The following is a 13014-nucleotide window of genomic DNA, read 5'->3' on the forward strand; positions in this document are numbered from 1 at the left end:
CAAACCAGTGATGTCATTAAGCCATAGAAAAATTCAGATAGCAAACTTTATTTTTGCAATAAAAGCACTTGTGTGTGCTATCAAGAATGAAACCCTATTAAAAGGTGCCGACTCACAGCTCTTGTGTGAACGGTATAAGTGGGTATTGATTCTGTGGTCGGCATAGACGGAAAGGCTACAAAGTAACCTTATTTAATTTAGGGTTGAATATCTTAGTGAGAATAATTATCATTACATTCGTATCAAATTGACAGGTTTGATACGAATTAGTACGACATGACTTACATTGCTTCTTGCGTTTATTTTATATGCCGATATGACTCCTAGCGTATCGGCATTTTTTTATTGTGTATTGAAAACAATTAAGGCTACACATCATGCGTAGCCTTAATCTTATTCACGTTATCTAACTCAATTAACCTTTATCTTTATTTTCTATCGCTATTGTTTGTCGTTTTTCTTCTTCAGGTAATTCATACTCAATAGCAATGGTCAGAAGTCCACTTGATAAATCGGCTTTTTCTATTTTAACATTTTTACCGAGGTCAAATTGCAACGTAAATTGCCCTTGAGATATGCCTCGGTGGATCCATTTATCATTGTCTTCTTCTGATTTTTCTTCTTTTTTCCCTTCAATCAATAAACGGCTACCTTTCAATGAAACCGATAAATCATTTTCTTGATATCCAGGCACACTCACTGTCAGCTCATAATGGTTATCATCAATCTGTTTCAGGTTATAAGTCTGTACAGGTGATGCTATTGGCTTACTGCCTGTTAACTGACTAAACAGGCGATCTATCTGATCAAAACGATTTGAAAGTAAGTTGTCAGATAATGTTGGGAATAATGAAAAAGGTTTAATGTTAGGCATATAACTCCTCCTTCAGTATTTAATGAATTATGGGCGGTATCTTATTTACCCAAAATATAAATATGAACGAGCAAGCATTTTTCAAGCCCTAAATCCTAAATTTTTTATCTTTGACCTACATGGGATTGTAGATAACAAAAAACCCCGCCGAAGCGAGGTTTGAAATACTTACATTTATACTATTATATAAATATTGCATTTAATTTATAGAAAAAAACGGAGTTTTGCAACTTTTTTAATCAGCTTAAAGCGCTAATTTTGAATAGCGAATCTCTATCTAATTGATAGCAACAATCTAATAAACAAATCCAATACAGTTTATAGCTCTTTCGCCAAGCATCAGCACTGACGCCCAACAATTCAGCGAGCTTAACATCCGTATATTTTTTTGCTGTTTGATTAATTTCTGCTTTTACCGCCTGAATGGCTAGTAAGGTAAGAGATTGAAGTCGTTGCTTAACTTTTTTCGTTATCCTTTTTTTACTATTTAATCGCTGAAACTCATGCCAAATATAGGGAACAATGAGTATTTGCTCACGATAATATTGATAATCACCATAGCAATAGAGTAACCATAAGCGCATTTCGTTAGGCAATTGATGAATACCTCTGCGCCATGATGAAGTGCGATAAGTAACTTCATTAATTAATGGTTTTGATTTTCCTTTGGCATGTTTTTGCTTAATTTTGAGTGGATGTGAGGGGAGTCTGTATCGAGACTTTATTTCACCCGCATAGCGTATTGGGTTTCTTTTAAACCTATCGGTTACAAGTATTGCTTGTTCCTCCATGGCACTTAACGGCCCATTTTCTATAATACAAACATTCATCAACGCTGTACTTACTCGCTCGCGTATCCACTCAATATTCACTATCGCACCTCTTGGATAATTATCTGCCCCCTTTTTCCCCACACTTTTGTTACCCGCCCATCCCATACACGTGAATCATCGTCAAAAATAGCATCAAGTAATGCTTTTTCGAGATTATCTTTATCCGGTTTTTGTTGATGGGGTTTACCGTTCATTTCGGAGCGTTTAGTTTTACTCCAACTCTTCGGCATGGGTAGAATGAATGTAATGTGGTAATGTGATTCAGGTAGGGTGATTTTGTTTAACTTTACTTCGTCCTTAAACGCAAAATACTTTAAAACTGGGGGACGTTTTTTCCATTTATCAGCCTGAGTCATCCTTGGTTTAGGTACTGGTTCGATATTAAAGACCTTCACACGTTCAACTTCCCTTCTTGGATCAATATGGCTTGCGTTCTCAAAACACCTTCTAGGTGACATTGTTTTGCATACTCCATATCCGTAAATCGTGTTCGTCTATCAACTTCATCGTGACATGCACTACAAGCCCAAGCGCCAAATAAGTCATGCGATTTTATTCCGACGCCACAAAGACCTGACATTCTGTAATGGGCTAAAACAACCGTTTCAGAGTTACCATTACAAACTGAAGGTATTCTAATCTGACATTCACGCCCTTTTGCCTCATTGCGTAAATTCATCATGAGCCTCCTGATTACTATTTTTTATCACTCTAAAATAAAAACGATCATGTTATTAACTGAAATAATCATCACTATTTCCTATTCTTCTTGCTTTCTTTTCAAACTCATATATTCAGAGTTACGAGGAATGATGATCGGAATTCCCTTCTCAATGCACCATTGTTCATGTTTCTCCATCATGTAAAGCATCCTTGCTTTATCCATCTTGCTGGTTTTTTCACGCTCACCGTTTTCATTGCGTCCTAGCCAATGTCCAACGAAATATTCATGAGTTTCCTCATTAGTGATGGGCTTTGATAAAACAACTTCACCGACACCATTTTTAATATCGATAACAACGCCACGTGCACGTAACCACTCGCCTGTGTTTTCCATCCACATACGCCATGTTTTATTCATGGGTATGGTTCTTAAATCACGCCACTCGGTGATTTTGATGCGATAGCGTTTACCTGTTGTCACGATTTCGGAGAGCACTTTGAAAATACTGTTGAGATTGGATTTATGGAGACAGATATCATCTGTCACTAAACAACCTCTCCATCATTATTTTTTAAATATACAAACACCTAGTTTCATCTCGGAAATTGCTAAATTAAAATCGTTTACCTCCTTTTTTAACTCTATTTTCTCGCTGATGATCTACTCGATGTTTGTTGTATTCGAGTTTCTCTGTAATAGCGCTTTCGATGTCGTAACCGAACTCTTCCGCATAATCCAAAATACGAATAACAGCATCAGCAAGTTCAACTTCTGCCATTTTTCTATGTGGTAAATGGTAATCCATTAGATCTTTACGCTCCCCCTCCATTGCTTCACTAATTTCAGAATGGATCAAGCAAAGTAAGGTTCCTTTTTCCCTTGGGATATCCCACCATCCAGCCTCAATGTTTTGTTGATGAATTTTTTTCTGTAGTTGTTTTATTGTCATATCTAAAATCCCTCTATCGAATTAAAACGATTTTTCACAATACCTTTTAGGCTCTCGTTTCGGTTGAGCGCGATAAGCAGCCATATATTGATCAACCGATGTAATACTCAATCCTTGTTGGTCAACATACACAGTACCTGTTTTACCGTGTCGATTGAGTCTTAAAATCATCTCGGTCAGTGTTTCATCCGCATTATCGTGGTACACCGCATCACGATAAATGCCTAACCAATAATCACAATCTTGCTCGATTTGTCCTGTATCTCTTGAATCACTTGGTACGGGGCGTTTATCTGCCCTGTTTTCCAATCCCCGATTCAGTTGTACAAGCAACACAACCACCGTATTGAGCTCTTTTGCCAATATCTTTAGCCCCTTAGTGATTTCACCATAGGCAATATCATTACGGTCAGCTTTTCCCGCTTGCATCAGAGTGAGGTAATCGACACCAATAAACCCAATATCACCGACTTTGCGCTTAATTCTCCGACTTTCAGAACGAATGTGTTGTAAGGACATGCCGGGTGTATCATCCACCCAAATATTGGGCTCATCTTTAAGGCGACCGATGGCACTGCAAAGCCTATCCCATTCATACTCCTCTAACTTTTGGTAAAATTTATCTGAATTAATCTGGGTTTGTTGGGCTAGTGTCCGTTCAACAAGCTGTTTATCCGTCATTTCCATGCTGAACAACAATACAGGCTTACCTTGTTGTGAGACATTTTTTGCCATTTCAGTGAGAACGGTTGTTTTCCCCATCTTTGGACGAGCACCAATCACGAACAGAGAACCGATGACAATCTGTTTTGGGCTTAATAGGCGGTCAAAATCTTTAAATCCCGTTTTTAATCCTCGATGTTTCTCTGGGGTATCTTGGCGGTCACAAATATCGGTAAAAACATCATCCAACACATCATCAATTCGGCGTAGCCCTGTTTTTCTCCCCATTTTTCCAAACGACGTGGCTTCATCAAGCAAGCGTTGTGCTTGTTCAATTTTATCCGTAAAACTTAACTCACTTGGCACCATCATGAGTTTTTGAATTTCAACCGTCTTTTCGATAACAAAACGCTGTGCGGAACACTCTCGGATTTTTTTCGCATAAGCCATAATGTTAGCAATACTCGGTGTTTCTCTTGCCATCTCAGCAAGATAGGCAAAACCACCTGATTGATTAATTCGGCCTTTTGACTCCAGACAATCCGTCACCGTCATGATGTCTATTGGCATACGTTGGGTATACATTTCTCGCAGGGTGAGATAAATAATTTGATGGTGTCGGGCATAAAAATCTTCAGGTTTTAGCAGTGAAAAAATTGATTGCGCATTATCACTTTGCGGGTCAAGCAGGAGTCCTCCAATAACATTTTGTTCCGCCATTAAATTATTCGGAACTTGGTTCATCACAGTGCTCCTTCCCTTGTTTTGAGTACCGTTTCAGGTCTGAGTAAATAATCAAAATTCGCTCGCCAACCCCGATTATTTTCGCCGAAATACCAAGCACTCGCCGTTTCCATAAAATAATCAAAATAATTTTTAGCTGATTCGACTGTGGGCTCTTTAAGCTCTTTCAGGAATTTGGATATTGCTCGTTTGCGTTTGTCATTCAGTGATTCGGCATTGGGTAATCTATCCCCTGCTGATTCGTTGAAGGCTTGCATGATTTCCTGATAAGGAATTTTAGCTTGCCGATTAATTGAAATCTGCTTTGCAGGTTTCGAGTCGTCAGACGATAATTTTTTAGAGTTAATTGACTGGTTAAAAGACTGACTGGTTCTGGGTAAAAATTTTTGACTACCCCCTAGTCCAACCGTTTGACTACCGTGGTCAAATTCTTTGACTACCTCTGGTACAGAATTTTGACTAGGTGGTACTGTATTTTGACTACCCTCATCAAGAGATTTAGCCTCCAAATCCAAAATATATAAATTGGAAGTATGCCCCTTATCAGTTTTTCGCGTAACTTTACGAACAAACCCTTTTTTACATAAACTTTTAATGTGGTTTATCGCACTTTGACGGCTAATTTCGCAATGACGTGCAATAGTTTCATAAGAAGGAAAGCACTCGCCTTTATCATTGGCATTATCGGCAAGTTTCAGTAGCACCATTTTTTGTGCTGTACTCCCCACCTGTAATTGCATGGCTTTTGCCATTAGAAGCATACTCATTTTCGCTCTCCTAATAACTTATCCCGATGTGCTTTCCTTAATTTTGCGTCTTTCAATGCTTCCTTTAAACGCTGACAACCCAGTGGGGTTATTTCTTGTAATAGCCTATTTCTCATGATGTTTTTATGCTCATCACAGCCATTAAATTCATGATTTATTCTTTGTCTCATGGTATAATTTCTCCATTCCAAAGCTGTATCAAAAAAGGGAAACCGAAGTTTCCCCTTGTGATAAAAACTGGATATTGATACAGTGTATTTGTACGTTAAATGGTGAATTCCATTGAACAACACGCCTCGTTTGTTGCCGCAATCGAGGCGTTTTCTTTTATTTTCATTTGAGAAAGTTCACCCATTTGTTTCCACAAAAATCGGTACTCTTCTTCTGAGATTTTTCGTTCTCCTTCCATCACAAAATCAATAATTCCCGATGCGACAAGCGTTTCGCATATTTCAGGATATTTTTCAGTTCGACGTAGGATTGTTGAATCATGAACACCTAACGTTCTAGCCACGGCAGACTGAGTTTTATTTCTCAATGCTTGCAATGCTGAAGCTATTAGGTGATTAGAGATAAATTGATTGAATTGTTTGCGTGTATTTGCGCATTCCATTGTTTAGAGTCCTTATGAGTTAACTAAGGGACAATAATGATCCGTGGCTCATTCCATATGAGCGGATTGTTTAGGTGCGCATTTTTCAGCGCAGAGCTGTTAAAGAGCAGGATGATACTTATTTTCCTGATGGAAACGGCTTAACTTCTTCAGCCTCAACTGTTCCATCTTGTTTTCTGATAATGAAAATATTTCTTTTCTTTAAAATTGCTTTACTTATTGCGCTTTGCCTAACACCTAACAATTCAGCCGTTTTGTGTTGTCCTAGCTCAGTAGCAAATTTAGTAAGAGGGACTTTTTCCATAGTTTCTCCTTTTTTAATCATTATTACCGCAAGTGATAAAATAGTCAACACCTGCGGTGATTGGTAAATATTCCATTTGGTAATAAAATTGCAGTATGAAAAAAAAACCGATCACAGATGAACAAAAAGCTGACGCTCTTCGCCTAAAAAATATATTTGAGGCAAAAAAGAAAGAGCTCAGCTTGTCACAAGAAACCCTTGGTGATTCAATCGGCATGGGGCAAAGTGCCATTGCTCAATTATTGAATGGCGTAAATGCATTAAATATAGAGAATGCAGCTAAGCTAGCAGAAGCATTGCAAGTCACTGTTGATGAATTTAGCCCATCTCTAGCCAAAGAAATTAGAGGTATGTTTAAAGCTGTCAGCCCATTAAAAACACCAAGTATGAATGAAAAATACCAGTACCCTCTATTTACAAAGGTACAAGCTGGCGCTTTCTCAACAGAATTTAACTCATACACTCAGAAAGATGCTGTGTATTGGATACCGACAGCTAAGAAAGCTAGTGAGCGCGCTTTCTGGTTAGAAGTTGAAGGGCAATCAATGACAGCCCCACCTGGAGGAAAGCCAAGTTTTCCAGAAGGAATGCTAATTCTGGTAGATCCTGAAGAAGAAGTCGAGTTCGGAGATTTCTGTGTTGCTCGTTTACTGAATGATGAATTTACATTCAAACGACTTATTAGAGAAGGCGGGATTGAGTATCTAGAGCCATTAAACCCACGCTATGACCTGATCCCCATTAATGGGAATTGCACAATCATAGGTAAGGTAATCAAGTCACAATGGCCTGACGACACGTTTTAGGAGGGAGTATGGCGTTTAACAATATTGAGATAGCAAATATTAGACGGTGTATGGAGTTTTTCATGGAAAAACGCCGCCCAGCAGAGCACCTGAGAGATGAATTAGATCTACAGTATCGTATCGAGGACGACTCAGTAATTATCTTTGAAATTAGACAACTAATATGGAGTGATGGCAAAGTAGAAGAACCAATAGCAAAAATAACATATAATAGGCATTCTAGTTCATGGTCTCTGCTTTGGATGGATAAAAATAGCAACTGGCACCACTACGATGAAAAAATGTTAGGTAGCTTCTCTGATGCAATTCAATTAGTAGAAGAAAATGTTTGCGGATATTTCTTTGGTTAGTAACTGAGTATGCTCAACGACAATATAATCTATTCAAGAAAAAGCTGGCCTTGTATATTATCCAGAATTAATGGCTTATAGTGAATATAACTGCTTGTTTGAAGATGAAGATTAATTACTAATGCCCAGCCCTCCCATGGGGGCTTCTTTTTCACTTATTTATCAATCAAATCAATAGCTATACTATAAATAGCAATCATATGTTTACTCTCTTCATTTACACGCTGCTCTTCTAAAATTGCTGAGATATTCTTATGTGTAATGCGGTAACCTTTTTCGTTTAATAACATTACAGACCTTCCTACAACTTGGCATACACTTTCATAAATAGCATCTCTTTCAATATTCATACACACCTCCGTTCAATATTTAAACAATAACACTCTACTGGATATGCACATAAACATTTTTGTTTGTTTTCTGCACTGAGGTTTGTCTATTAAAGTGATCTGCATTCCAACTTGAGATTTTTTTGAAAATAAATTATCTGGAAATACAATAAATTAACACCGCTAGTTATATTTTAATTACCCGCGGTGTTGACCTGTAAATCACCGCTGGTTATATTTAACATACCAAAGGCAAGAAGCCATAGATAAACAGGATGTTCGCTCTTTAACAGAACGCGCTGAAAAATGCGCAAACCAAAAACAGTAAGTTTTTGGATTGGTGAATGATAAAGCTGATTAGCAATATAGGGATCGGCAATAACTCAATAAGTCGCATGACGTAACACCGAAAGTAGGAGATCAGCACCTACCACCAATCACCAAAACTTATTCGGAGGTGGTAATTATGTGTATTCGCGGATATAACTGCGCTAGAAGTCGCAGAGCTGACCGTAGAACGGAATTACAAAACGCATATGCTATGAATGAACAGTTAAAAGTTGCCATTCATGGCAAGCCAAAAGAAGAAATAAAGCGCCCTACTTTATCACTAACACGCAAACCAGTTAGTAGGGTTGAAAAAGCAATTTCAATTCGTAGTACTAAAGTTTATGACTCAGCAGATAACTGTTGCTTACCTAATGTAGCAGTATTTTCAGGAGTTAAAACAAAACAGCCGAGCAGTGAATTCGGGGTTACGGCACGTTGATTAATAGATAGGAGATAGAGATGGGAATTAAAACTCCAGATAGTTACAATCCAGAATGGCAAGCAAAGATGTTGAGAAAATAATCCATCAAACTTGGTCGGTTAAAAGAGTGTGATGATAATTCAAAAATTAGTCTAATTGTTGAATGTGATGAAATAGTAGACGCACTTCGTGAGTATTCAGGCTACTAGCGTCATGTTTAATTAATACACCTTATCAAATCGTCTACTAATTGAAAGTTAGGACTTGAAGTTACTGTAACTCTAATAGAAGTATCCATACGAGATGTGATGACAGCCTGAGTATACTTGACTCCGTTAATATTAATATCTGCTATTTGACCGATATTTTTAACAGAAAAATTACTCAGACCAGTATCATTTTTAAGTCTAATTCTCAAGGAATCATTTTCTTGTATATGAGAGTCAATTTCTGCTGATTCTATATTTTTACATGCAATAAAAAGCTCACCTTTACTAGTTTTGAAAGACAAACAAATATCATCTGGCTTGCACTGATTATCAGCTATTGCAGATGTTGTGAATAAAAGCGCAGCAACAGTAATTAATTTCATGAAAACAAATCCATTTATTTAAGTTAAATGGAGTATATCAGTATGTTAGTTAATAACGAAGGATGTATGACATGAGTAAAATGACATTCGTAGTTGAGTATGAAGATGGTAAGGAGCCGTCTGTTAATACAGGAACAGAGATATTAGGCGGTAAATTGTTATCAGTTGGATTTAATGATTACCGAGATGAACAACTAACTCAGGATGAAGTTAGCGCCTTAAATCACGCAATTAACTTTAACGACTTGAAAGAAACCTGCGAAGACTTTGAAGTCAATTATGACGAAGTTGTAGCAAAACTCTAAAGCTCTCGCTCAACAATAACCCACCATATATTTAGATATATAAACAAAATATTTCGTAATTAATTATATTCATTAAAAGGAAATAAAAATGATGAAACAAGAAACCAGTGTCGTTATTAATGTGAAATTAACTTTAGACCATAAAATTAAATCACCACATGTTGAAGTAAAAACACAAGTATACGCTCATGAAGAAGCACCAGAATTAGCTATATTACTAAGTAACTTCTCAGATAATTTAGTTGGAGAAAATTCAATTAAATCATCATTTAAAAAAGCTGCTATAAACACATTGCTCAATAAAATAACACACTAATAAAATTCAAATCATTAAAAATAAATTAATACACCTTCACTTCGCCAACACCAGATAACCACCTTATCGCTCATCTAGCGAGGTCACCATGAAAACTAACTATTACAGCGCTATGCGTGACGGCATGGCGGTGAGTATCTCTACACCTTTTTTACAACTTGCTCGTCAAGCTGCAAGGATAGCCGTCTCTACAAATAACAAAAATATTTGGCGATTAGCAAGTCAATTACAAATGAAAGCTTATGGGAGGAAAGTATGTCACTAACTATACGTTACACCTATGCCGATATGACGAGCAGAAACCGAAATAATGGCACGGAAATAACCTTTCAGAATCTCAACGATGTCCACATTGAAACCGAATCATTTGGAGAACTTACCCAATATTACCAACCTGCCCCCTCAGAAGTCGTTGATTACATAATCAGTCAATATGATGAAAAGTCACTTGCTACGGCTATTCATCTCTCAGGACGAGGGGAAGTGGTTGCAAAGATACTCAATGAGTTGTATTTCAGGAGGGTTGCGTGACAGACCATCAACAATGGTTAGAAGAATTGCGCAGGAGGTGCAAAGAATCGCAGGAACGCGAGCTCGATGAATTTATGTATCAAACGGAAGTGTTAGGACGGCAAGGATTGTCATTGCCAATGAAGGACTTTCAGGGAGATTTTCAATGAACAATATCTCTCATTTCTGCCCAACAAAAAAATACCCTCGATTAACATCACAGTTAGAAAAAAATAGAGAAGAGGCTCTCGCTAAGGCAATTGCAATGATTGACGGTCAATTGCCGAATACAAGTGTGCCAGATAGGGAAAAACGATTAGCAATGGAATTGCTACACATGAACTTGAACACATCGAAAAATCACCCTCCTCTTCCTGAGCATATTCAAGCCCAACGAGATTCAAAAAGGACATATACGCCTAGTAATAAATTTGAAGTCGATTACTACGGAAGTGATCGCCGTCAAGGTCAATATTTAGGGGATTAATATGACAGCTGTATACAAAGCTATTAGTAATGTTGCTAGAGAAATGGCTGAAACGGGCATTAAAAAAGGAAGTGTAAATCAACAACAAGGATTTATGTTCAGAGGAATTGACGCGGTATATAACGCTCTCGCTCCTGCTCTAGTTAAGCATGGGTTGCTTATTCTTCCACGGATCATTGAACGTACCGTCACGGAAAGACAAACACAAAGAGGTGGCTTGTTATTTTATGTCGTAGTGAAAGCTGAGTTTGAATTTGTTTCTGTTGAAGATGGAAGCAAACACACGGTTGTGACTTATGGTGAAGCAATGGATAGCGGAGACAAAGCCACAAATAAAGCCATGTCTATTGCATATAAATACGCAGCTTTCCAAACATTTTGTATACCAACTGAAGAAACGGCAATCGATGCGGATGCAGAAGTCCACAATGTAGCACCGAGAACACCAGATCAAATATTGAAAGATTTTACTAATTCAGCAATGGCTATTACAGATCTCAATATTTTGAAAAAAGAATTTGGTGAAACATGGAAGTTACTCAGAAAAACGCCTGAACAATCAAAAGCAAAGGAAGTATATAACATCAGAAAATCAGAATTGGAGAAGATGTAATGGCAAGTAAAGGTGTAAACAAAGTCTTATTGATAGGACATCTAGGTCAAGATCCTGAAATGCGTTACCTCCCAAATGGCGATGCGGTCACTAATATTACATTAGCCACCAGCGATTCATGGAAAGATAAACAATCAGGTGAAACCAAGGAACGTGTTGAATGGCATAGAATTGTGATATTTGGAAAGCTCGCCGAAATTGCTGGCGAATATCTGCGTAAAGGATCACAAGTCTATATCGAAGGTCAATTACAAACACGTAAATGGCAAGATCAAAATGGACAAGATAGATACAGCACGGAAGTTGTAGTGAATATTAATGGTTCAATGCAAATGTTAGGTAACAACAATCAGGCAGGTAGGCAGAGTCCACAACAAAATCAAGGATGGGGTCAACCACAGCAACCACAGAAGCCAGCACAACATCAAGCACCACAGAGTCAACCACCGATGGATTTTCAAGAAGACGACATTCCATTCGCGCCAATTGGACACCCCTACCCACGCCACACTATTTATGTGATTTAACCAAGTAATATCAGTATGAAAGCTACGGACAGCTTAATTTAACTCGCAGGGATGCAAGCAGAGAAATGAATAATGGCAATAGTTCAATTTTATACAACAAGAAGTAAAGACGAAACTCCATCACAAATTACTAATAACCTCCGATATGAATTACCAGATGATCATAATTTCAGTGCTGATGATGACCTAGAATCTTGCATTGAAGCATGTGCAGAATATTATCACGCTGACTGTGACGGATGGGAGAGCAGATTTCCATGCTTATTTATGCTCTGGATTGACGATGAATACCTAGGGATATTTGAGGTTAAGCGTGAGTTTGAACCAACATTTTCAGCCCAAAAGGTGGAGTGATGGATAAATCAAGGATGCAATTTGAATCGTGGTTTAACAATCAGTATTCAGGTTATAACTACGATGAAAAACTTATTTCATTCGTTAAAGCACAATTATTTATTGTATGGCAAGCATCACGCGAATCATTATTACTAAATTTACCGATAAGAGAAAGGAATAAAGGTAATTATGATTATTTTACTGACGGATATAACAGTGGAATATCAGCATGTGAAATCGCTTTATTAGATAGCGGAGTGAAAATTAAAAATGGATAAAAATATATTAGAAATGGCAAAACATTTAAAAAACAAAATAAACTCAGGCGAAGGTATTGATGAACATAATTGGCAAGAAATAATTGAAGTTTGTAATGAAATAGAGCGAATTAATAATTTAGAACCCGTAGTATTTGCCAGACATACAGGAATGCAAAGACCACTAGATTTAACTGTATCTCACACAATATTAAATAATTGGATAGGATTTAACACTAAAAACCCAGAAATAAAGGATGATATTTACCCTCTATTTATTTTAGATTAAATAACCATGCAAATAATCGGATATGTATTACTCATGCTAATACAGGGTTCTGCACGTTTATAGGAAACCCAAATGATATATTTAAGTTTGTTCAATGGAATATCCGCTGGTCGATTAGCATTGTCTCGCGCTGGG

The 13014-nt window shown here is 37.4% G+C and carries 27 protein-coding genes; 14 read left to right on the forward strand and 13 right to left on the reverse strand.

Annotated elements, in window-relative coordinates:
* Positions 1–415 precede the first annotated feature (415 nt).
* The 11 genes from JEP71_RS17225 to JEP71_RS17275 form a co-directional block, all read right to left on the reverse strand.
* A complete protein-coding gene (locus tag JEP71_RS17225; protein ID WP_198626672.1) occupies positions 416–874 on the reverse strand; it encodes an Hsp20 family protein in 459 nt (152 codons plus the stop codon).
* A 239-nt stretch (positions 875–1113) separates the two neighbouring features.
* Complete coding sequence (locus tag JEP71_RS17230; RefSeq protein ID WP_109372765.1) at positions 1114–1746, reverse strand: bacteriophage antitermination protein Q; 633 nt, start codon at positions 1744–1746, stop codon at positions 1114–1116.
* Positions 1746–2102, reverse strand: coding sequence for a RusA family crossover junction endodeoxyribonuclease (locus JEP71_RS17235; RefSeq protein ID WP_004245983.1), 357 nt, complete (start codon positions 2100–2102; stop codon positions 1746–1748). The genes JEP71_RS17230 and JEP71_RS17235 overlap by 1 nt, the downstream gene beginning before the upstream one ends.
* Positions 2099–2389 (reverse strand): DUF1364 domain-containing protein, encoded by a 291-nt coding sequence (locus tag JEP71_RS17240; RefSeq protein WP_004245984.1) that lies wholly within the window; start codon positions 2387–2389, stop codon positions 2099–2101. The genes JEP71_RS17235 and JEP71_RS17240 overlap by 4 nt, the downstream gene beginning before the upstream one ends.
* 78 nt (positions 2390–2467) lie before the next feature.
* Positions 2468–2917: a YbcN family protein gene (locus tag JEP71_RS17245; protein WP_160230132.1), complete on the reverse strand. Its 450-nt coding sequence runs from the start codon at positions 2915–2917 to the stop codon at positions 2468–2470.
* Positions 2918–2984: 67 nt separating this feature from the next.
* Positions 2985–3320, reverse strand: a complete 336-nt coding sequence (locus JEP71_RS17250) for a hypothetical protein (RefSeq protein WP_017628812.1) — start codon at positions 3318–3320, stop codon at positions 2985–2987.
* A 21-nt stretch (positions 3321–3341) separates the two neighbouring features.
* Positions 3342–4727: a replicative DNA helicase gene (locus JEP71_RS17255; protein ID WP_160230131.1), complete on the reverse strand. Its 1386-nt coding sequence runs from the start codon at positions 4725–4727 to the stop codon at positions 3342–3344.
* On the reverse strand, positions 4727–5494 hold the full coding sequence (locus JEP71_RS17260) for a helix-turn-helix domain-containing protein (RefSeq protein ID WP_109374413.1): 768 nt from the start codon (positions 5492–5494) through the stop codon (positions 4727–4729). The genes JEP71_RS17255 and JEP71_RS17260 overlap by 1 nt, the downstream gene beginning before the upstream one ends.
* The gene (locus JEP71_RS17265) at positions 5491–5664 is read right to left on the reverse strand and encodes a hypothetical protein (protein WP_004251793.1); all 174 of its coding nucleotides are present in this window, start codon (positions 5662–5664) and stop codon (positions 5491–5493) included. The genes JEP71_RS17260 and JEP71_RS17265 overlap by 4 nt, the downstream gene beginning before the upstream one ends.
* A 95-nt stretch (positions 5665–5759) precedes the next feature.
* Positions 5760–6107: a hypothetical protein gene (locus JEP71_RS17270; RefSeq protein WP_004247478.1), complete on the reverse strand. Its 348-nt coding sequence runs from the start codon at positions 6105–6107 to the stop codon at positions 5760–5762.
* A 118-nt stretch (positions 6108–6225) separates the two neighbouring features.
* Complete coding sequence (locus JEP71_RS17275) at positions 6226–6411, reverse strand: Cro/CI family transcriptional regulator (RefSeq protein ID WP_088495874.1); 186 nt, start codon at positions 6409–6411, stop codon at positions 6226–6228.
* A 95-nt stretch (positions 6412–6506) separates the two neighbouring features.
* On the opposite strand from JEP71_RS17275, the gene JEP71_RS17280 reads away from it, so the two are divergent.
* On the forward strand, positions 6507–7217 hold the full coding sequence (locus JEP71_RS17280; protein ID WP_098943676.1) for a LexA family protein: 711 nt from the start codon (positions 6507–6509) through the stop codon (positions 7215–7217).
* 8 nt (positions 7218–7225) lie between these two features.
* A complete protein-coding gene (locus JEP71_RS17285) occupies positions 7226–7567 on the forward strand; it encodes a DUF3024 domain-containing protein (RefSeq protein WP_088495876.1) in 342 nt (113 codons plus the stop codon).
* A gap of 155 nt (positions 7568–7722) precedes the next feature.
* On the opposite strand, the gene JEP71_RS17290 is transcribed toward JEP71_RS17285, so the two are convergent.
* Positions 7723–7917 carry a DUF2767 family protein gene (locus tag JEP71_RS17290; protein ID WP_098943677.1) on the reverse strand — a complete coding sequence of 65 codons (195 nt, stop codon included), beginning with the start codon at positions 7915–7917 and terminating at the stop codon, positions 7723–7725.
* Positions 7918–8362: 445 nt separating this feature from the next.
* On the opposite strand from JEP71_RS17290, the gene JEP71_RS17295 reads away from it, so the two are divergent.
* Positions 8363–8665, forward strand: a complete 303-nt coding sequence (locus tag JEP71_RS17295; RefSeq protein WP_098943678.1) for a transcriptional antitermination N peptide — start codon at positions 8363–8365, stop codon at positions 8663–8665.
* Between the two features lie 199 nt (positions 8666–8864).
* Here the strand turns inward: JEP71_RS17295 and JEP71_RS17300 are convergent, their stop codons facing one another.
* On the reverse strand, positions 8865–9239 hold the full coding sequence (locus JEP71_RS17300; RefSeq protein WP_098943679.1) for a hypothetical protein: 375 nt from the start codon (positions 9237–9239) through the stop codon (positions 8865–8867).
* Positions 9240–9319: 80 nt separating this feature from the next.
* On the opposite strand from JEP71_RS17300, the gene JEP71_RS17305 reads away from it, so the two are divergent.
* The 11 genes from JEP71_RS17305 (at position 9320) to JEP71_RS17355 (ending at position 12879) form a co-directional block, all read left to right on the forward strand.
* Positions 9320–9544, forward strand: coding sequence for a hypothetical protein (locus JEP71_RS17305; RefSeq protein ID WP_138158020.1), 225 nt, complete (start codon positions 9320–9322; stop codon positions 9542–9544).
* 88 nt (positions 9545–9632) lie between these two features.
* Positions 9633–9860: a hypothetical protein gene (locus JEP71_RS17310; protein ID WP_098943681.1), complete on the forward strand. Its 228-nt coding sequence runs from the start codon at positions 9633–9635 to the stop codon at positions 9858–9860.
* Positions 9861–9948: 88 nt separating this feature from the next.
* On the forward strand, positions 9949–10125 hold the full coding sequence (locus JEP71_RS17315; protein WP_160230130.1) for a hypothetical protein: 177 nt from the start codon (positions 9949–9951) through the stop codon (positions 10123–10125).
* Positions 10116–10391, forward strand: coding sequence for a hypothetical protein (locus JEP71_RS17320; protein WP_098943682.1), 276 nt, complete (start codon positions 10116–10118; stop codon positions 10389–10391). The genes JEP71_RS17315 and JEP71_RS17320 overlap by 10 nt, the downstream gene beginning before the upstream one ends.
* Positions 10388–10540: a hypothetical protein gene (locus tag JEP71_RS17325; protein ID WP_164530398.1), complete on the forward strand. Its 153-nt coding sequence runs from the start codon at positions 10388–10390 to the stop codon at positions 10538–10540. The genes JEP71_RS17320 and JEP71_RS17325 overlap by 4 nt, the downstream gene beginning before the upstream one ends.
* On the forward strand, positions 10537–10857 hold the full coding sequence (locus JEP71_RS17330; protein WP_109373564.1) for a hypothetical protein: 321 nt from the start codon (positions 10537–10539) through the stop codon (positions 10855–10857). The genes JEP71_RS17325 and JEP71_RS17330 overlap by 4 nt, the downstream gene beginning before the upstream one ends.
* Position 10858: 1 nt before the next feature.
* Positions 10859–11470 carry an ERF family protein gene (locus tag JEP71_RS17335; protein ID WP_109849932.1) on the forward strand — a complete coding sequence of 204 codons (612 nt, stop codon included), beginning with the start codon at positions 10859–10861 and terminating at the stop codon, positions 11468–11470.
* Positions 11470–11997 carry a single-stranded DNA-binding protein gene (gene ssb, locus JEP71_RS17340; protein WP_160230129.1) on the forward strand — a complete coding sequence of 176 codons (528 nt, stop codon included), beginning with the start codon at positions 11470–11472 and terminating at the stop codon, positions 11995–11997. Before JEP71_RS17335 ends, ssb begins: the two co-directional genes overlap by 1 nt.
* Positions 11998–12069: 72 nt before the next feature.
* The gene (locus tag JEP71_RS17345) at positions 12070–12351 is read left to right on the forward strand and encodes a hypothetical protein (RefSeq protein WP_109849930.1); all 282 of its coding nucleotides are present in this window, start codon (positions 12070–12072) and stop codon (positions 12349–12351) included.
* On the forward strand, positions 12351–12611 hold the full coding sequence (locus JEP71_RS17350; RefSeq protein ID WP_109849929.1) for a hypothetical protein: 261 nt from the start codon (positions 12351–12353) through the stop codon (positions 12609–12611). The genes JEP71_RS17345 and JEP71_RS17350 overlap by 1 nt, the downstream gene beginning before the upstream one ends.
* Positions 12604–12879, forward strand: a complete 276-nt coding sequence (locus tag JEP71_RS17355) for a hypothetical protein (protein ID WP_109849928.1) — start codon at positions 12604–12606, stop codon at positions 12877–12879. Before JEP71_RS17350 ends, JEP71_RS17355 begins: the two co-directional genes overlap by 8 nt.
* Positions 12880–13014 lie beyond the last annotated feature (135 nt).

Source organism: Proteus sp. PR00224 (assembly GCF_016238105.1).
Classification (GTDB): Bacteria; Pseudomonadota; Gammaproteobacteria; order Enterobacterales; family Enterobacteriaceae; genus Proteus.